Raw genomic sequence first — 15,880 nt, forward strand, 5'->3', positions numbered from 1 at the left:
ATCAACACGGCAAGGAACTTGCCGGCCTTCATCGAGGGGAACTTGGCCATGGAACGGATGATTCCATAGACCACGCAAGGCTGCGGCTCGGACGGCGTTACGGCTGGGCGAGTTCCACTCTATTCGCCTAGCTCAGCACCATGAGGCTCATCCCACACGGACGTCCCGTACACCACCTGGTAGCGATCCACCGGGATCACGATGTCCGCGGTCTCGATCGGTCGGGAGTCGGCGTAGTACGTCCGTTCGATGGTCAGCACGATCGCTTTGGCGCCGACATCCAACTGCTTCGCTTCGTCGAGGGTGACCGCTCTGGCGGACACCACCTCTGACGAGTGAGTGACTTGCACGCCGATCTGGCGCATCCGTTCAACCACCCCCTTGCCGGCGTGCGGGCCGTCCTCAGGCAGCACGACAGGAGTCCCCCGGGTCAGCCCCAGCGGCTCCCACGCCGTGGACAGCATGACGGGATGGCCGTCGCCGCGGAACACGTAGTGCGTCCGCATGACGTCAGGCTCACCCTCGACGGATTCGGCGAGCGCCAGGCGCTCCCGGATCGCAGCGGGAGCTGTGGCGGTGCGACTGTCATAGTCCCAGGAGCCGAGACGCCCCTGCTCAGCCATGTCGCCGGCGAAGGGCGAGCCGCCTCGGGCGTTCCGGTTCCAACTGCGAACCAAGCGCCGAACCTCGGGCCGTTTGCGCACGAAGGTGCCCGAGCCGGGCCGGGCGCTGGCCAGACCTTCTTGGGTGAGTACGTCGAGCGCGTCGGCGGCGGTGTTCCGCGCTACGCCGTACTCCCTGGTGATCTCCGGGATGGAAGGAAGGCGGTCCCCCACCTTCAACTCCTCCGAGACGATCTTTGCTCGCAAATCATCTGCAATGCGCAGGTACTTGGGTCGCTCGGCGTCCTGATTCACAAAGACAGCTTGACGGGTTACATAGTCAGGTTGCAAGCTACCTATGACAGCTCACAGGTTGACTATTCAGGGCGCAGGTGATCCCCATGCTTCACCAGACGCTGCCAGGAGTCCCCGAGGCAGTAGACGACGCGCGCGCCTGGGTCAGGACCGCCGTCCTAGCCCAGCACCCGAACATCCCTGTCGCCCACGCCGTCCAGGTGGTCGGCGACTTAGTGACAGAAGCCATCAAGCACACCCCTGACGGCAGCGTCGTCGAGGTCAGGCTGATCCCCCGCAACAACGGCCTCGTGATCGAGGTGAAGGACCCCAACTCGCCCCCCTCCCCACACGGCGGGACGTGGGCCGACGTCTCCCGGCTCGTGAAGCACTTCGGCACCAGCACGTCCACCGATGGAGGACACACCGCATGGTGCGAGCTTTCTGAGGTGCCGGCATGAACTCCGGCGGAGATGACGGGCCTCTCCCCTCTGTCGAAGATCTGCGCCAGGACAACCCGAGCCCTGACGACCTTCTGACCCGCACCCGCGCCGAGGACGAGCTGATCCTCTCCGAGGAATGGTGCCGCCTCACCGCGGCCCGGCTCCGCCTCAGCATCGCCCCCTGCACCCCCGCCGCCGACAGCGACAGACAGACGGGAGACCTGTGATGGGCTTCCTGTTCTGTCTGGCATGCGGCGAAACGGTCGAGGAGAACGCCGACGGCGATTGGGAGGGCCGCACAGGTACCGCCTGCCGCAAGCGCGTGGGCGGTCACCTGGTCGAGCAGGTCATCCCGGACCGGGAGGACTAGCCATGACCACGCTCACCGTGCCCTACATCACGGCTTACGACGGAGAAGACGTCGACTACCAGCTCGCCCTCGCCTCACACCCTGAGGCGACCAACGGCATGCGTCTGTCCTACGTGGACGCCGTACCAACAGACTGGATGTTCGGCGTCCTCTGGCACCGGCACGGCCTGTCCCGGGCGGGCAGCCCAGACTGGAAGCGCGTGAACACCCGCCGCCAGCGCCGCTGCATGCTGCACGCCCTATGCCAGGTGTGCGGCAGGTCCGCCATCGACGGAGACGGTCTCATCTGGTGGGTGATGGCCGAGCCGCCAGGGACGACCCCGGCGGGCAAGCCGTTCACCAACGCGCCGCCCACCTGTCCGGCCTGCATCCCGACTGCGATGATTCTCTGCCCGCGATTACGCCGACGCGCGCAGGTCTACACCGCCCGCGACATCGAGCCCTACGGGGTCGTGGCGGAGGTGTTCAAGCCGATCGGCCCCCGCCTCATCGCGGCCGGCAAGGTGAGGGAGATGCCATTGGACGCGTTCCGCGATCTCGACTACGCGGTGGCCAGGCAACTCCTCGTCGCCCTGGACGACCTGCAACCCATCACCCCATAGACCGGTCCCCGCTCGACCATCCATTTTGCTGGGTGGGCCAAACATCGGGCGGGGACCTACAGACCACCCCTGCCCTGGCACTGGAGGGGGCTAGGGCAGGGGTGCTGACGCCGTCCCTGAGGGAGGGCTCGCGCCGCCAGACCACCGCTGGCGCCCGCTGCGGGCCGGGACTTCCCTCAGGGACGGTCACCAATCCCACAAACGAATAAGGACCTCCCGCTCAGGCTGGCACCCGAGCGAGAGGCCCTGCAACCGGACTCCCGTCTCCACCGAGAGGACCGATCGTGAATGAACCTATGACCACATCACCGGATGTGGCTAGAGACATATCGGGCGACCTTCCTTCCCGCCCGTCTCGCTGGCCGTGGCGCTCCCGCGAGGAGCGAGCGGCCGCCAACGCCCGCGCCCTGGCCCTGCGGGAACGCGCCCTCATCGAGGCCCAGCGCGCCCGCGACCAGCGGGAGATGGAAGCGCTCGAAGCCGAACAAGAGAAAGCGCGAGTCCGCGGCCAGCTCGCCGAGCAGGCCAAGCAGCAGCAGGACCAGCAGGCCGAGGAGCGCCGCTCCGTCCGTCAGCGGATCAGCCGGGCCGTGGTGCTCGCGTCCGCCAACGTCGGCGTCAATGCTGTCGCCGTCCTCGGCCAGGTGCTCGCCCTCACCCTCGGCCTGGACTGGCCGTGGTGGGCGGCGATCCCCACCGCGCTGGTGGTGGAGTCCGTCGCCGTCAACGTCGGCTACATCGCCCACGACAAACTCATCAACGGCTACTCCGCCGGCTGGCTACGCGCCCTCTCCTACGGGATCGGCGTCGCGGTCGGCGTGTTCAACTACGACCACAACACCGCCCAAGAGGCGACGCGAGACTTCGCCGGCGTGTTCGGCGCCGCCTCCATCATGTCGCCCGTGCTGTGGCAGATCTACTCCCAGTGGCGGCACTGGCAGCAACTGCGTTCGCAAGGCATGTTGGAGGCGCGGGCGCCGAAGTTCGCCAAGCTCCGCTGGATCATCCCCAGCCTCCGCGGGGAGACGTGGCAGGCGTTCAAACTCGCCATCGCCGAGGGCATCCAGTCGCCCGAGACGGCGATCGGCGAGGTGCGGGCGAGAACCCTCACGGGAACCGCCCGGGAAACGCTCGACGCCGCCCGCGAGGAACTGGTACAGGCTCAGGCGGACGCGCTGCGGCTGGCTCTCGTGCAACTCGCCGCGGTCGCCCACGACCTCGACGGCGAGGACCCGCAGGGAACCGCGGCTCGCGAGAACATCGCCGCGTTCCTGGCCCGCTTCCGGCCGTTCATCCCGGCCGTCGATCTGGCAGGCCCGGTTCCCGACTCACCCGTTCAGCCGGAACCCGCGAGGGAACCGAACGAGGAACGGCGTATGCCCACTGAGCAGGACAATCAGCGGGCCAAGAAGTACGTGATCAACGCGGTGAAGCGCAGCAAGACCGTTCCCACCAAGACCGCTGTAGCCACCCGGTTCGGGTTCTCCGACAGCTGGGGCTACGACCGCGTCGTGGAAGCCAAGCGGGAACTCGAAGACGCCGGCTGGACCTTCGACGGCAAGGGCAACCCGATCGAACCCGGCGGTTCCTTGATCGGTTCCTCGAACGGTTCCCACCCCGTGACCGGAGGCACCCCATGAACACCTTCCTCATGCTCGCGCTCATCGCTCTCGCTCTCCTCTTGGCGACCAGCCGCCGCGAGCTCGGCAACGCCCGCTCTCTGTCTGAGATGTGGGAGCCGGCCCGCGCGAACGGCTGGCGCCGCGGCACCGGGTGCGCGATCGCCGGCCTTGTCGTGTTCCTCCTCCTGGTGATCGCCAGCGTCGGCCTCGTCGCGCTCACCCTGGCGACCAAGGTCGTGCAAGGCGTGGCGTTCCTGGCCAGCATCGTCGTCGAGCACCTGAAGGACCTGCTCAACCCGCCCGTTCCGATCGTTCGGGCGGAGGCGGCATGACCCCCAACTCGCGCCCCGATCTGCGGATTGTCCGGCACAGCGACGACGCCCCCGACCTGCCACCGAAGGAGGAGCACGGCACGGAGGTGGCCCGCCAGGACACCGCCGAGCTGGAGCAGGTGGTCTATGAGGGCGAGATCCTGTTCGACCAGCCGGAACGAAGCCGCCTGCTGCCGTCGGCGGTAGTGGATCGAGTAATGGTCGTCCGGCCGTCGCCCGGAGTGCAGAAGGCGGCCCTCGCTCTCGCCACCCACGGCGCGATCGTCCTCACTGGCTGGCATTCCTACCTGGTCCGCATGTTGGGCGGCCTCACCGACGGGGTCATCCGCGAGCAGATCCGGGCCGCGAAGGCGCTCGGCGACGACGAGAAACTGGCGTTCTGGCTGGACAAGCGGCAGGAGGCAAAGCGTGCCCGCCGCGACCGGCTAAAGGAACTGCCGCTGCTGGCGTTGCGGATAGCCGCGTTCACCGGCATGACAGCGGCGGGCGCCCTGGTGCTGCTGATCGTCGTGGCCACAGTGGTGTGGATGACCGGCGCCGGCGGCTGGACCGACCTGTGGGTGTGGCTCGGCGGGGTGCTGCGCTGGCTGTTCGCCGCCCTGTCTCTGGCCTGGTCGGTTTTCGCCGTCACATGGCCGGCATGGCTCATCCTGGCGGGCCATCGGGCAGGACGCCGCATCGGGACGACACCGGCCTGGCTAGACCGTCCTCGCGGTGTCGGCGGGCCCGGTCACATATCGGAGCCTGTGCTGGTCACTCCATCGATCGTGGTCACGGCGCTGCGGGACATGGGGTACGCGCCGCTGCGACGCGCCATCAAAGACATGGGCGACGCCGGCGCTGCCATGCTGGGGCCCATCAGCATCGCGGGCTGCGGTGTCGAGGTGGATGTGCTACTGCCGTCCGGGAGCAGCACGGATGAGGTGCAGAAGCGGCGCCGCAAGCTGGCGGAAAATCTCGGCCGCCACGAGCACGAGCTGTTCATCACCATCCCTAAACAGGCCCGTACAGTGCGACTGTGGATCGCCGACCCGGGCGCGCTGGACGAGCCGATCGGCCCCTCTCCGCTGGTCGAGGACAAGAAGATCGAGGCCAGCTACAAGAGCGGCCGGGCACCGTGGGGGCAGAACCTGCGCGGCCAGGCCACCGGCATCAGCCTCTACCAGAGGCACCTGCTCATCACCGGCCTGTCTAACCAGGGCAAGACCGCCTCACTGCGAGCGCTCGCCCTGTGGCTGGGCTTTGACCCGACCGTCCGGTTTCGCATCGCCGACCTGAAGGGCATCGGCGACTGGAGCATGTTCCATGGCCTGGCCGAGGTCCTGATCGAAGGCCCCACAGACGATCACGTGGCCGGCGCGACGGAGATGGTCGAGTGGTGCGTCCACGAGATGGAGCGCCGCCTCCTGGCGCCCAAGGGCACCAAGTTCGACCCGCTCATCGCCATCGTCGACGAGGCACAGGTCGCGTTCATGTGCCCCGCCAAGGACGAGGACGGCATCCCCTACGGCGGCACCAAGGCCACATCCAGGTACTTCATCGCCGCCCGCAAGATCCACAACCAGGGGCGGGCCGTTGACGTGCTGCTCTGGCAGGGCACCCAGAACCCCACCGACCAGAACCTGCCCGTCCTGGTCCGTGAGGGCGCCCACATCCGCACGTCGCTGGCGGTCGGCACTGAGTCGCAGTCCCGCATGGCGCTCGGCGACAAGGCCGTCGACGGCGGTGCGGCGCCTCACCTGCTACGGCAGGGCCTCGATAAGGGAACCGTGGTGGTGGCGGGCGACGGTGTAGAGCTTCCGCCGGGCCAGTCGTCGATCACCATTCGCACGCACTTCGTGTCCGACCCCGAAGCCGTGGAGGTCGCCGAGCGGGCCAAGGCCCTGCGCAGCGAAGTCGACACCCTGTCCAGCATCGACACCGACGACCGGACAGACCCGATCCTCGACATCGCCGCCGTCATCGGCAGCGCCCACCGCTTGCACACCCAGAAGGTTCTGCAGGGCCTCGCCGAACGCGACCCGAGCCGGTACCGCGAGTGGACGTTCGCCGACCTGACGCGGGTCCTGGAGGCCGTTGGAGCCGCCCCCTACAAGTCGGACGGGCGCATGGTCGTCAGCCGCGAGAAGGTCCTCCAGGCCGCCGCTACACACGCCGGAAACGAGCCCAAACCGGGCCCCGAAGACGACGACGAACGGCCGTAACCGCTAGGGAGTCGCGCAGGGAGGCAGGGAGAACTCCCTGACCGCCTCCCTCCCACCGAAATGCCGCGCTGACCAGCGAAGCTCCCTGGCATGGAAGCGCAGGGAGGCGCCGAAAACAGGGCCCCTCAACCCCTGTAGAACGCGCCTGGCGAGGCGCCCGCTCCTCCCTCCCTGAGGCTGCCGCCGCGGTGGCTGCGGAGGCTCTCCCGGCTGGTTCGGGAGGGCGTCCGGAGCACCCGCTTCCTCAGTTCTCTGCATTGCCGATCAAGAAAGAAGACATCAATGCGCAGCAAGATGACGCCCGCCCAACTCGACGCTCTCAAGGGCTCGGCCATCAACGCGAACGCCCTCAACCAACTGGCCACTAAGGCCAACGGGCTGGGCGTCTCCCGAGCCGATCGAGACAAGGCCGATCAGGAGCTCACGCGCACAGTCGGCTCCCGCAAGGCAGCTCAGTTAAAGGAGGACGCCTTGCAGCGGGCCGGCGCCCGCCCCAAGGGCCTCCTCCGCTGGATCGGCTGACGACTCCACTCCCCCGAAAGGATCAACGATGCGGGTCAAGCAAGTACTCAAGTGGGTGGGCGGCGCGTTCGTCGTCTTCTTCCTGTTCACCCGTCCTGCCAGCGCTGCCGCCGCTGTGAACGGCGCCTTCAACGGCATCGTCCAGGGCGCCAACCAGTTGGCGGTCTTCGCCACCAACCTGCTCGCCTGAAGGGCTGACGACCATGGGCTTCAAGCAGGCCATCACCGACTACGTCAAAGGCCAGTCCACCAAGGGGACATGCAACGACTGCGGCCACGGCGCCACCTCCGCTCCTGGCTGCTCGTGCATGGCGGCCTGGTGCCCCTGCCACAAGGACTTCTTCGGTCACAGCGCACACGGCTGCTCTGGCCGCCCGGAAGACCACTAGAGGCATCCCCGAGCGGCCGTTGCGGGTGCTCGCCACGACCAGGGGGCGTGGCGGGTGCCCGGAGCAGCCAGCTCCCGCCAGCGAGAGGACAGCACATGGGACTGCCTAAGAACGCCAAGGAAATACTCGGCGAGCTGGGCGCGAAGTGGTCGCCTGACTTCGACGCCTACGCCTCCGGCCGAATCAGCAACCCCCGCTGCGTGCTGTGTACGCACAGCCCGTGCGACTGCCCGGAGTTCGGGACGCCGGAGTACTTGGCGCTGATCGACAAACGGCACGGGAGATAGCCGACATGGACACGAACAGATTCTCCCCCTCAACCGACACCCCGCCATCAGCGACACTCAGCGCTGCAGAGGAGATCACCGTGAGCTCCGACCAGATCCGCGAGACCTGCTGGGACTGCGACGGCAGCAAGGTCAAGGCCGGCATGACCTGCCGGATGTGTAAGGGCACTGGTGAGATCACCACGACGCCGCTCGTCCCCAAGGCGTAACCGCCTGATCCTCGTGAGCCCCGGCCTTCCCACGATGGGGCCGGGGCTCACTCGCGTTCAGACCGCATGTCCGTTTTGCGTAGATTAGACGGGTGGCAAGCTGGCACGGTCCGAACGGCATCCTGGTCGAGATCATCACCCTCGGCCCGAGGCAGCGCATCAAGGTCACCCAGACCGTGAACGGCCGCCGCTACCTCCTCGGCTACTACGGCACCATCGGACAGATCGTCCAGCACGTCGACCTCGCCGACCTGGTCGAAGTCATTCCGCTCCCGGGGGGCGCAGGACGAAGGCGACGGAAGCCACCTCGGCGCCAGCAACCTCCAGCACCCAGAGGTGCAGCCCCGGCTTCAACGCCCCCTCTGCGAGGAGGAGGTTGACAGAGAAGCTGCTGTGGATGTCCACGAGGCGGGCCGGGTCATCTTCTGGCAGGTGTGCTGCCCCGCTCAGCTGCACCTCGCCGGCAAACTGAATGGGCGCGTACTCACCCATCTGCTCCAGTTCGCCTTGCACAGGGTTCCTCTCTCCGTCCAACAACCGGAGGACGAAAGGCCGCGGCTGCTCTAGTTCAGCCCAGGGGATCCTGAGGAACACGGCGAGTGCCATGGAGGGCAGGTCCGGCCCCACCACCGCCCAGTCGCCGCCCAGCATGTGCATCTTGCCTGTTGCTGCATCGCGCTGCGCCGAGTCGCAGAGCATCATGAAGGCCTGCATCAGCGCACCGTCACTACGTCCACAGGCGCGTTGCCCGTGATCGGTCGGTGATGGCCGGAGAGAAGTGCCTCAGCCAGGGCAAGCCCTGCCGAGCGAACTTCCAGTCCAGATGAGGGCGCGATCAGACGAACACTCGCGGCCTTCTTCCTTTCGAAAGCTGCGCGGTGTTCGCCCGCTGGAACCAGGTGCGCGTCCAGCTCGAAGCCCATTTCGTGGAGGTATTCAGCCAGCGTCTCGATCCGGACATTGCCATCGCCTCTGAAGACCTGATTGACCGCCGAGCGCCGATACCCCAGCTTCTTGGCAAGGTCGCTCTGAGTAAGGCCAGAACTTTCCAGCGCCTTGTGGAGCAGCACAAGTACACGCCGCCGCAAGCGAGCAGAAGCCAGGGTGCGTAGTCCGCCAGGCTCGCCCGCGATCCTCTCGTACAGGCCACCTAGCACTTGCGGTCCTCCTCGATCATCCACAGCCCCTTGTTGAGGTGCTTCCTGGGAATCTTGCCCTCAACCGTCTTGCCTATATCCTTCTCAAATCCGTGAGTCAATCGAGCAGTCTGCCCATGCTCAACATCCCGGAATTCGTAGTACGGAAACCTGAGCGCGTACGTCTTGACCTCCCACAGATCCCCTTCCAGGTGCCGTTGCTGCATGGGAATCTCCAGACGGCCCAGTTTTGCCCACTCTTCGAAGAGAAGCGCGGCATCGGCTGCATAGCGTCGCTTTTTCTTCGACCGAGCGCCGACCAAGCCCGCCAAAAACTGTTCCGCCGGCTCCTCACCAGTGTGCGTTCGTGCCGCTTCGACAGTCATCACCGGACCGCTCTCGTAGCAGGATCGTCCACATCTAGGACACTCAGTCTTGCGTACAGTCAAAACTGTACCTCCGGGTGCGGCGGCTGTCTGTAGCGGGTTGGCGCGCCACGCTGACGTAGCGCCCAGCGCACTGTCTCTGGATACCGGGAATCGCACCTGATCCGTTACAGTCCGCCAGCCCGACGCACCTGGCGTAGACGCCTGTCCACATGTGGACATCAACCCTCGGCAACTTCCTACAACCGGCCAGCGTCTCACCTCTGTCACGTTCCATCCCCCTAGCCTCTGGAGCTCCTCAGTGCTCAGACGCCTGCTCGTGTCCGCCGCCCTCGCCGGATCCGCTCTTGTCGTCCCCGCCGTCGCCGCTGTACCCGCCTCGGCGACCACGGTTCACGTGAACGCTTACGCCGCGTCCTGCTACAAGCGCGACGGCAACGTGTGGAGATGCGTAACCCCGGGCGCCTACTGCCCGGCGGCAGCCCACGGCAAGTATGGGTACTCGACGACGAAGGTCCGCTACCGGTGCAGCGAGTACAGCAACCACCAGTGGCGATGGAAGCGCGCCTAGCCGCACAACGCACGAGGCTCGCCCCGCTCGGGGCGGGCCTCTCGCATTTCCAGGCCACTCCTTATTGTGTACACAATGACAACTGTGTACTCTTACGGATGTGAGCGAGAAGGAGATCGGCCTCCGCGAGGGACGCGCCAAGTTCGGGGACCTGGTGAACCGCGCAGAATACGCCGGACAGATCACCTACATCACCCGGCACGGCCGCCGAGTCGCCGCCATCGTCCCCATCCACCTCGTCCCCCAGGAGCAGGCCATGACCGTCACCCTCTACGAGACCAACAGCGACATCCTCGTCATCGCTCGCGGCGACGACGCATGGTCTCTCTACATCGGCGGCGACCACATGGTCGGCCAGTTCGCCGCCGATGCGGAAGCCTGGGTCAACGGCGACTGGGAGCCCAACGAGGGCGACGGCCAGAACCCTACCGACCTCGGCGACGGCCTCAAGGAAGTCGCCACGTGGGACCACGACAACGGCGTCACGCTGCTGGTCCGCGCCGACTCGCTCGGCGGTGCCGCCCGGGACTACCTGCCCTCTCCGGTCTCCAAGGGCGTCACCTTCGAGAGGGACAACGACAACCCGAACTGGGGCACGGACACGATCGTCATCACCGTCAATGGCAACGAGGTGACCGAGGAGTTCACGGTGGACGGTGTCAGCGACAAGGGCATCCGCTCGTTCTCTGGACCGAGCGAGGTCGAGAACTACCTTCACGCTCGGCGTGTTGACCTCACGACCGACGGCTACCGCGAGCAGTAATCACACAACGCGATACAGCCCCTGCCCGATCCGCGAGGACCGGACGGGGGCCTTGTTTCGCCTGATGGCGGTCAGACCTGGCCGTCGACCTCAGGTAGACGCTGGTCGGGACATGCCTCGCCGAGATCAGTCAGGGCCTGCTGTTCGGCGGGATCAATGGACAGAGACCACCGCATTTTGACCGCGGTCCATTCGGCCGCGTACCTGCAGCGGGCCGGCTCGAACGGCGGCTGCCAAGTGGAGGGATCCTGATCGGCCTTCTGCCTGTTGGATCGGGCCGTCACAGCGACCAGATGCCACGGTTCGCGCAGGTCGTTGGCGTAGTCCTGGCGCTGCGCCGGGGTCCAGTCATAGGCGCCCGAATCCCACGCCTCGGCCAGCGGCACGAGATGGTCGACGTCGAGGCCCGTCGCGACATCCACATATTGATCGTCGTAGTAGGAGTACCACCGTCCTCCGGACAGTCGGCAGCCATCGCCGATCTCGGGAGGTTCGATGGCCTCGTCGATCAGGACCTCTGCCCGTGTGGAACAGGAGTCGCGGTCTTCGTCGATCCAGTGGCGGAATTTGGTCCTGACGTAGCCTTCGCGTCGCTCGTCGGCGACGGGGAGTTCGGCTACGGCGTCTGAGAGCAGCGGGCCTAGGCGTTGAGAGCGAGCGGCGGCTGTGGCCGACGTGGCGGGGACGGCTATGGAGGTGGCGAGGAGGACGGCGGCGATCATGGCCATGCGACGCGGGGGGTGTGACATGCCCGTTCCCTTCAGGGGACTACAGAGAGAGACGATCAGTCACTCACTGTAGCGACGAGTGGGCATGCGGTTACTTAGCGCCAAGGTGACAGGCGCCTCCCCATCTCGCTGGGTACTGCCCCGTTCCGCTGGCCGAACGCCGTTCACGGTCCTACCGTCGGAGCATGGGCAAGGACGATGACGAAGAACGAACGATCTGCGGCGCGTGCCTCGGCGAGGGCGGCAACTGGGAAGACGTCAACGGCACCGAAGACAACAAAGGCCGCAAATGGGTCAAATGCCGTGCCTGCAACAAGTCGGGATCCGAGTGACGGACCCCATCACCTGCCCCCAATGCCGGGGCCGCGGCTGGGAATCGTTCGGCGCGCACGATCTGACATGCAGGTGCTGCCAGGGCCGTGGCACGGTCGGCGGGCCAGACGATCCCGTCGAGAACCCGCCACCGCCACCTGCTGAGCCGCCGCCCCTCTGGGAAGATCGCCGCTGGCAGGATTCCGCGTTCGCGCACATCTCCTGCCGCTACTGCCTCGACTCGGGCAAGGTCTCCCATCTCGACCGCGCCGCCGGCACGCTGGCCACCATCCCCTGCGTATGCACGACGAAAGAGCCCCCGCTCGATCCGTGAGGACCAAGCGGGGGCTTCTCGTCTTTACCAGTACATCCACTTGGCGTTGCCTCGATGCCGGATCGGCTCAGGCTCGACACCCTTCAACAGGGCGAGCCGTGCGCGCTGCCGTGCTCGGCGCTCGTAGATGTTGCAGTCCTTGCCAACGCCGGCGTACGTGCCGCCCACGCTGCGCATGAAGACCTTGCCATCCTGCTCCTGTAGGTGACGCGGCATGGTGTTGTCGGTGCGGGACATGCGAACCCTCTCGGGCCCGCCAGTCGGTCTGGCGTGGCCCTAGTAGTCCGCGCCCGAGAACCTTCCACTCATGAGAGGCATCCTCCCAACATCCTCCTAAACGAGGAAGAGGCCGGGCCACCCGTAGGTGACCCGGCCCCGCTACGTCCGCCGCTGTGCCGCTTACGCGGGTGCCACGGTCTCCCATGGCAGAGGCGGGCTCTGCCTCTTTTCGCCAGAAGCACGAGAGCCCCCGCACAGGGCGGAGCTCAAGGCAAGATCCCCGACCGCACTACAACCGCGTGTTGTGGGCTACGGGAACGCCGAGACGCCACCCCGGCTCGGGGACGAATAATGGCGCGGAACCGGGGCGGCTCACCATCCGGAGAACTCCCCGGCCCACTTCCCTCCCCTACTGGAGAGGATATTTCCAGGCTAGTACGGGCGACCGACAGCCTTCGGGCTGGACACCTGCCGCACAAACAGGCTGAGGCCCGTAGCGACGAGCGCCATGATGGACGCCGTCTGCTCCCCCGACAGCGACAGGCCGAACACCAGCGCCAGCGTGATGCCCGCCTGCGAGAAGCCCAGCACAGCCGAGTGCAGCGACGAGCCGCCGTCCGCGGCCCGGGTGACGAACGCCGTCCACACACCGATCGCCGCCGCAGCAATAGCGTTGATCGCACCCACCTGGTCAGAGGTGAGAGGCAGAACGAACGCCGTCAGCAGCTGCAGGGCGGCGGAGACGAACCCGAGGATGACCGCAGGCTCTCTACCGAAGATCTTCATGCCAGCCTCCTACTTGACGGTGTAGCCGCCGTTCCAGTCCCAGCTCTTGCTGTGGACGTCCGTGACACCCGACGTCAGCCACACCGTGTCCGCGTCGTTGTTGAAGACGTGACCCGCGGTGCCGCAGTCGACGTCGCTGTCCGCGAACAGCCGGTACTCGCCGGAGGCCGTCTTGTAGTTGCCGCCCACGCGGGAACCGTTGAACACGGTCACGGTCTCGCCGACGCCGAGAACAGCACCGGACGCCTGCCCCGGCAGGCCCGCGATCTGGTACTTGTTGCACGAGTGCGGGTTCGTGTTGCCGTGCGACCAGTTGTCCTGCACGACCAGGCCCGTGATGTCGACTGGCAGCCGCCCGTTGTTCTTGAAGCGCACGAACTCGCGGTTGCGATTGGCGTAGGTGTCCGCGCCCATGGCGTCGGTGCCGACCTCCACGATCTGCACGGCGCCGATGGGCACGTCAGCAGAGGCAGAGGCAGACGCCGGCACAGCGCCGACCAGGCCGACGGTCAGTGCGGCAGCGGAGAGAATGATCGCGCTCTTGGTGATGCGCATTTTGAGGATGCTCCTCGATGAGGTGAATACGAAGAGAGCGCCACCGCATCGGGCGGGGCGCTCAGGTGAGCCCATGGGCTCGTCGGTTGACGTCTGTTGACAGAAGTTGCCGTCTGTTGACGTCAGTTGGCCTCGTCGACGAGGCCGGACACACGCTCGATCGGCGTGCTCTCCTCCGCGGGCTCGGGATGCCGCGGCAGGACACTCTGGTACGGCCACTGGCGCATGGCCAGGCCGTCGCTCATGCGATCTTCAGCAGCACGGGCCACGTCTGGGGGCCGACGATTCCATCGACCTCGATGCCAGCAGCGTCCTGAAGGCCCTTGACGCCCTGCTCGTGGTAGGCCGTGAACACGGTGTCGTCGATCGCCTCGGTGTCGATGGCGAAGTCACGGGCCACCAGCAGGTAGGTGAGCGTCTTCACGTGCCAGCCGTGGTCGCCCTTACGCAGTGTGGGGAGCTTCTTCACGAGGGCCTCCGTCCAGTTCGGTTCAGGCTTGGGCTTGGCAGGTGTCGGCTCGGCGTAGTCGGGATAGCCGTAGCCGGCGATGTTCGACCGGCGCACCGAGCGAGTGACCCGGTTGGCCACGTTCCCGCCGATGGTGACGATCGAGCCGTCCTTGCGGACCGCTTCGACGATCTCGACATGGTCGACGGCGTCGCCGCCGGGGAAGTTGAAGTAGACGAGGGCGCCGACCTTCGGCGTCTTCCCCCACCGTCCGCGCTGCCTGAACCAGGCCACCGCGTACGGCGTGTAGGCCATACGCGGAAACGCCGACTCCGGGATACTCGCTTCGTTGGCGCACCAGGACAGGAACATCTGGCACCAAGCCCCGGCCGCGAAGCCGGGAGCGGGCTTGGCCCGCTCGTACCACGCGCCGTACTTCGATGTGCCGTCCGCGCGCTCCCTCGTTCCGAGTTCCCGGCGGGCGACGGCGAGGACGTTACTGGCGGTTGTCATCGTCCACCTCACTCTCATAGGCGACATCAGGGCTCTGAGAGACGTCCTGGTTCCCGTCACCCGGGGTGGGCTCGGCACGGTTGAGAGGCGGCGGCTGTACCGGCTCAGGAAGGGGTGCGTCAGTCACGAGCAGCCTCCGGTTTGCATTCATAGGTGGTGGCACCCGCCGAGGTCGGGGTGCACGTGTAGGTGATGGCGCCGAGCGTGTACGTCCACGAGGAGGGCGGCGGGCCGGGCTCGCCCCTCGGGCCCTGGTCGCCCTTGGGGCCAGGAGCGCCGTCCTTGCCGTCTGCTCCGGGCTCTCCCTTGGGCCCCGGAGGGCCGGTGACAGTCGCTCCCGGTTCGCCCTTTGGGCCTGGACTTCCCTGCGGCCCTGGAGGGCCTTGAGCGCCGTCCTTGCCAGCGGCGCCGTCCTTTCCGTCCCGTCCGGGTCTCCCGGACGGCCCCGGAACTCCTTGAGGTCCTTGAGGGCCTTGCGCGCCGACGTCACCCTGAGCTCCGGGCGGTCCAGCAGATGGCGACACAAGCGGCACCCCGCCGAGCCGTTCCACCTGTTCGGAGAGGATCTGCCGGTCGTCCTCAGCCTGGCGGACCCGCTCCCCCAGAGCGTTCACCTGGACCGACACCCACAGGCCAAGGAGCGCGACCACGGCGGCAATGGCGATGAGCAGCCAGTTGCGGCGGGCATGACGTACGTGATCGCCCATCACGACCCGCCCTTCGCGGCGAGCCAGATCTGCACGACGATGCTCACCATCATGAACAGCGCAGGCAGCAGCCCCGCGTACACGGCCTGCCGTACGTTGGTGCCGCGTTTCTCCGTCGCCGCGTCGATGCTGGACTTGAGCGCCTTCAGTTCCTCCGTCAGGGTGCGCCTCAGCTCGGCTACGTCGGCCTCGATCTCGATAAAACGCCGGTCGTCGTAGCGGCGGTCCGCGGTGTACTCGGCGCGCTGGACGAGCTGGCCGAGCGTGGCGGTCACGTGGTCGATCCGGCGCGAGAGTTCGCCCAGGGAAGGCGCATCGGTCACGTCACTCCTCGCCGGTTGCAGGTTGGGGTGCCGTCCCGCCCGCACCCTCGATGGGCGGGACGGCACGAACTGGGTTAGACGATGAGGCCGTTGAGGCGCATCGTCGACAGGAGCGCGTTGAACCTCGACTTGGTCTGGTTCATGAGCGCCTGCTCGAAGCTGCTGTAGGTGGAGCCGGCGTCGCCTGCGGTGACGTCTCCCGGGTCGCCGATCGTGACCGGCG

General features: G+C 66.8%; 25 protein-coding genes. 14 read left to right on the plus strand and 11 right to left on the minus strand.

All coding sequences use genetic code 11. The annotated features are described in order from the left end of the window. Positions 1–119: 119 nt before the first annotated feature. Positions 120–917, minus strand: a complete 798-nt coding sequence (locus ACWEJ6_RS52100; protein WP_452433072.1) for a GntR family transcriptional regulator — start codon at positions 915–917, stop codon at positions 120–122. An 86-nt stretch (positions 918–1,003) separates the two neighbouring features. Here ACWEJ6_RS52100 and ACWEJ6_RS52105 point away from each other — a divergent pair, with 86 nt between their 5' ends. From ACWEJ6_RS52105 to ACWEJ6_RS52155, 11 genes are all read left to right on the plus strand, one after another. After that, on the plus strand, positions 1,004–1,357 hold the full coding sequence (locus ACWEJ6_RS52105) for an ATP-binding protein (RefSeq protein WP_452433073.1): 354 nt from the start codon (positions 1,004–1,006) through the stop codon (positions 1,355–1,357). Continuing rightward, a complete protein-coding gene (locus tag ACWEJ6_RS52110; protein ID WP_452433074.1) occupies positions 1,354–1,566 on the plus strand; it encodes a hypothetical protein in 213 nt (70 codons plus the stop codon). Before ACWEJ6_RS52105 ends, ACWEJ6_RS52110 begins: the two co-directional genes overlap by 4 nt. Further along, positions 1,566–1,709, plus strand: a complete 144-nt coding sequence (locus ACWEJ6_RS52115) for a hypothetical protein (protein ID WP_452433076.1) — start codon at positions 1,566–1,568, stop codon at positions 1,707–1,709. The genes ACWEJ6_RS52110 and ACWEJ6_RS52115 overlap by 1 nt, the downstream gene beginning before the upstream one ends. Before the next feature lie 2 nt (positions 1,710–1,711). Continuing rightward, on the plus strand, positions 1,712–2,311 hold the full coding sequence (locus ACWEJ6_RS52120) for a hypothetical protein (protein WP_452433077.1): 600 nt from the start codon (positions 1,712–1,714) through the stop codon (positions 2,309–2,311). A 296-nt stretch (positions 2,312–2,607) separates the two neighbouring features. Further along, positions 2,608–3,951, plus strand: a complete 1,344-nt coding sequence (locus ACWEJ6_RS52125; RefSeq protein WP_452433078.1) for a hypothetical protein — start codon at positions 2,608–2,610, stop codon at positions 3,949–3,951. After that, positions 3,948–4,265 carry a hypothetical protein gene (locus tag ACWEJ6_RS52130; protein ID WP_452433079.1) on the plus strand — a complete coding sequence of 106 codons (318 nt, stop codon included), beginning with the start codon at positions 3,948–3,950 and terminating at the stop codon, positions 4,263–4,265. The genes ACWEJ6_RS52125 and ACWEJ6_RS52130 overlap by 4 nt, the downstream gene beginning before the upstream one ends. Next, entirely contained in the window at positions 4,262–6,469 is a 2,208-nt protein-coding gene (locus tag ACWEJ6_RS52135) for an FtsK/SpoIIIE domain-containing protein (RefSeq protein WP_452433080.1), read from the plus strand. The genes ACWEJ6_RS52130 and ACWEJ6_RS52135 overlap by 4 nt, the downstream gene beginning before the upstream one ends. A gap of 282 nt (positions 6,470–6,751) precedes the next feature. Then, positions 6,752–6,991, plus strand: a complete 240-nt coding sequence (locus ACWEJ6_RS52140) for a hypothetical protein (RefSeq protein ID WP_452433082.1) — start codon at positions 6,752–6,754, stop codon at positions 6,989–6,991. 28 nt (positions 6,992–7,019) lie between these two features. Beyond that, positions 7,020–7,181 (plus strand): hypothetical protein, encoded by a 162-nt coding sequence (locus tag ACWEJ6_RS52145; RefSeq protein WP_452433083.1) that lies wholly within the window; start codon positions 7,020–7,022, stop codon positions 7,179–7,181. Positions 7,182–7,475: 294 nt separating this feature from the next. Next, positions 7,476–7,667 carry a hypothetical protein gene (locus ACWEJ6_RS52150; protein WP_452433084.1) on the plus strand — a complete coding sequence of 64 codons (192 nt, stop codon included), beginning with the start codon at positions 7,476–7,478 and terminating at the stop codon, positions 7,665–7,667. 80 nt (positions 7,668–7,747) lie between these two features. After that, complete coding sequence (locus ACWEJ6_RS52155; protein ID WP_452433085.1) at positions 7,748–7,876, plus strand: hypothetical protein; 129 nt, start codon at positions 7,748–7,750, stop codon at positions 7,874–7,876. A gap of 261 nt (positions 7,877–8,137) precedes the next feature. On the opposite strand, the gene ACWEJ6_RS52160 is transcribed toward ACWEJ6_RS52155, so the two are convergent. The 3 genes from ACWEJ6_RS52160 to ACWEJ6_RS52170 form a co-directional block, all read right to left on the minus strand. Further along, complete coding sequence (locus tag ACWEJ6_RS52160; RefSeq protein WP_452433087.1) at positions 8,138–8,590, minus strand: hypothetical protein; 453 nt, start codon at positions 8,588–8,590, stop codon at positions 8,138–8,140. After that, entirely contained in the window at positions 8,590–8,946 is a 357-nt protein-coding gene (locus ACWEJ6_RS52165) for a helix-turn-helix domain-containing protein (protein WP_452433088.1), read from the minus strand. The genes ACWEJ6_RS52160 and ACWEJ6_RS52165 overlap by 1 nt, the downstream gene beginning before the upstream one ends. Positions 8,947–9,026: 80 nt before the next feature. After that, entirely contained in the window at positions 9,027–9,398 is a 372-nt protein-coding gene (locus ACWEJ6_RS52170) for a hypothetical protein (RefSeq protein ID WP_452433089.1), read from the minus strand. Positions 9,399–9,795: 397 nt separating this feature from the next. Here ACWEJ6_RS52170 and ACWEJ6_RS52175 point away from each other — a divergent pair, with 397 nt between their 5' ends. Then, positions 9,796–9,969, plus strand: coding sequence for a hypothetical protein (locus ACWEJ6_RS52175; protein ID WP_452433091.1), 174 nt, complete (start codon positions 9,796–9,798; stop codon positions 9,967–9,969). Positions 9,970–10,069: 100 nt separating this feature from the next. Beyond that, positions 10,070–10,732, plus strand: a complete 663-nt coding sequence (locus ACWEJ6_RS52180; RefSeq protein ID WP_452433092.1) for a type II toxin-antitoxin system prevent-host-death family antitoxin — start codon at positions 10,070–10,072, stop codon at positions 10,730–10,732. 71 nt (positions 10,733–10,803) lie between these two features. Here the strand turns inward: ACWEJ6_RS52180 and ACWEJ6_RS52185 are convergent, their stop codons facing one another. After that, positions 10,804–11,460, minus strand: coding sequence for an HNH endonuclease family protein (locus ACWEJ6_RS52185; RefSeq protein ID WP_452433093.1), 657 nt, complete (start codon positions 11,458–11,460; stop codon positions 10,804–10,806). Between the two features lie 185 nt (positions 11,461–11,645). On the opposite strand from ACWEJ6_RS52185, the gene ACWEJ6_RS52190 reads away from it, so the two are divergent. Then, on the plus strand, positions 11,646–11,792 hold the full coding sequence (locus ACWEJ6_RS52190; protein WP_452433094.1) for a hypothetical protein: 147 nt from the start codon (positions 11,646–11,648) through the stop codon (positions 11,790–11,792). A 338-nt stretch (positions 11,793–12,130) separates the two neighbouring features. Here the strand turns inward: ACWEJ6_RS52190 and ACWEJ6_RS52195 are convergent, their stop codons facing one another. The 6 genes from ACWEJ6_RS52195 to ACWEJ6_RS52220 form a co-directional block, all read right to left on the minus strand. After that, positions 12,131–12,343, minus strand: coding sequence for a hypothetical protein (locus ACWEJ6_RS52195; protein WP_452433095.1), 213 nt, complete (start codon positions 12,341–12,343; stop codon positions 12,131–12,133). Positions 12,344–12,757: 414 nt separating this feature from the next. Continuing rightward, the gene (locus ACWEJ6_RS52200; RefSeq protein WP_452433096.1) at positions 12,758–13,111 is read right to left on the minus strand and encodes a hypothetical protein; all 354 of its coding nucleotides are present in this window, start codon (positions 13,109–13,111) and stop codon (positions 12,758–12,760) included. Between the two features lie 9 nt (positions 13,112–13,120). Next, positions 13,121–13,666: a lamin tail domain-containing protein gene (locus ACWEJ6_RS52205; RefSeq protein ID WP_452433097.1), complete on the minus strand. Its 546-nt coding sequence runs from the start codon at positions 13,664–13,666 to the stop codon at positions 13,121–13,123. 122 nt (positions 13,667–13,788) lie between these two features. Further along, a complete protein-coding gene (locus ACWEJ6_RS52210) occupies positions 13,789–13,911 on the minus strand; it encodes a hypothetical protein (protein WP_452433098.1) in 123 nt (40 codons plus the stop codon). Beyond that, positions 13,908–14,627 carry a CHAP domain-containing protein gene (locus ACWEJ6_RS52215; protein ID WP_452433099.1) on the minus strand — a complete coding sequence of 240 codons (720 nt, stop codon included), beginning with the start codon at positions 14,625–14,627 and terminating at the stop codon, positions 13,908–13,910. Before ACWEJ6_RS52215 ends, ACWEJ6_RS52210 begins: the two co-directional genes overlap by 4 nt. Positions 14,628–15,333: 706 nt before the next feature. After that, positions 15,334–15,657, minus strand: a complete 324-nt coding sequence (locus ACWEJ6_RS52220) for a hypothetical protein (protein ID WP_452433100.1) — start codon at positions 15,655–15,657, stop codon at positions 15,334–15,336. Positions 15,658–15,880: the final 223 nt, after the last annotated feature.

The sequence above is a fragment of the Nonomuraea sp. NPDC004702 genome (assembly GCF_053601695.1).

Coding starts and splice junctions, on each gene's coding strand:
- ACWEJ6_RS52185 (WP_452433093.1), bottom strand. CDS start 11,460: ATGGCCATGATCGCCGCCGTCCTCCTCGCCACCTCCATAGCCGTCCCC.
- ACWEJ6_RS52215 (WP_452433099.1), bottom strand. CDS start 14,627: ATGACAACCGCCAGTAACGTCCTCGCCGTCGCCCGCCGGGAACTCGGA.
- ACWEJ6_RS52120 (WP_452433077.1), top strand. CDS start 1,712: ATGACCACGCTCACCGTGCCCTACATCACGGCTTACGACGGAGAAGAC.
- ACWEJ6_RS52150 (WP_452433084.1), top strand. CDS start 7,476: ATGGGACTGCCTAAGAACGCCAAGGAAATACTCGGCGAGCTGGGCGCG.
- ACWEJ6_RS52115 (WP_452433076.1), top strand. CDS start 1,566: ATGGGCTTCCTGTTCTGTCTGGCATGCGGCGAAACGGTCGAGGAGAAC.
- ACWEJ6_RS52195 (WP_452433095.1), bottom strand. CDS start 12,343: ATGTCCCGCACCGACAACACCATGCCGCGTCACCTACAGGAGCAGGAT.
- ACWEJ6_RS52160 (WP_452433087.1), bottom strand. CDS start 8,590: ATGCAGGCCTTCATGATGCTCTGCGACTCGGCGCAGCGCGATGCAGCA.
- ACWEJ6_RS52145 (WP_452433083.1), top strand. CDS start 7,020: ATGCGGGTCAAGCAAGTACTCAAGTGGGTGGGCGGCGCGTTCGTCGTC.
- ACWEJ6_RS52190 (WP_452433094.1), top strand. CDS start 11,646: ATGGGCAAGGACGATGACGAAGAACGAACGATCTGCGGCGCGTGCCTC.
- ACWEJ6_RS52210 (WP_452433098.1), bottom strand. CDS start 13,911: ATGAGCGACGGCCTGGCCATGCGCCAGTGGCCGTACCAGAGTGTCCTG.
- ACWEJ6_RS52205 (WP_452433097.1), bottom strand. CDS start 13,666: ATGCGCATCACCAAGAGCGCGATCATTCTCTCCGCTGCCGCACTGACC.
- ACWEJ6_RS52170 (WP_452433089.1), bottom strand. CDS start 9,398: ATGACTGTCGAAGCGGCACGAACGCACACTGGTGAGGAGCCGGCGGAA.
- ACWEJ6_RS52105 (WP_452433073.1), top strand. CDS start 1,004: ATGCTTCACCAGACGCTGCCAGGAGTCCCCGAGGCAGTAGACGACGCG.
- ACWEJ6_RS52140 (WP_452433082.1), top strand. CDS start 6,752: ATGCGCAGCAAGATGACGCCCGCCCAACTCGACGCTCTCAAGGGCTCG.
- ACWEJ6_RS52130 (WP_452433079.1), top strand. CDS start 3,948: ATGAACACCTTCCTCATGCTCGCGCTCATCGCTCTCGCTCTCCTCTTG.
- ACWEJ6_RS52125 (WP_452433078.1), top strand. CDS start 2,608: ATGACCACATCACCGGATGTGGCTAGAGACATATCGGGCGACCTTCCT.
- ACWEJ6_RS52135 (WP_452433080.1), top strand. CDS start 4,262: ATGACCCCCAACTCGCGCCCCGATCTGCGGATTGTCCGGCACAGCGAC.
- ACWEJ6_RS52110 (WP_452433074.1), top strand. CDS start 1,354: ATGAACTCCGGCGGAGATGACGGGCCTCTCCCCTCTGTCGAAGATCTG.
- ACWEJ6_RS52200 (WP_452433096.1), bottom strand. CDS start 13,111: ATGAAGATCTTCGGTAGAGAGCCTGCGGTCATCCTCGGGTTCGTCTCC.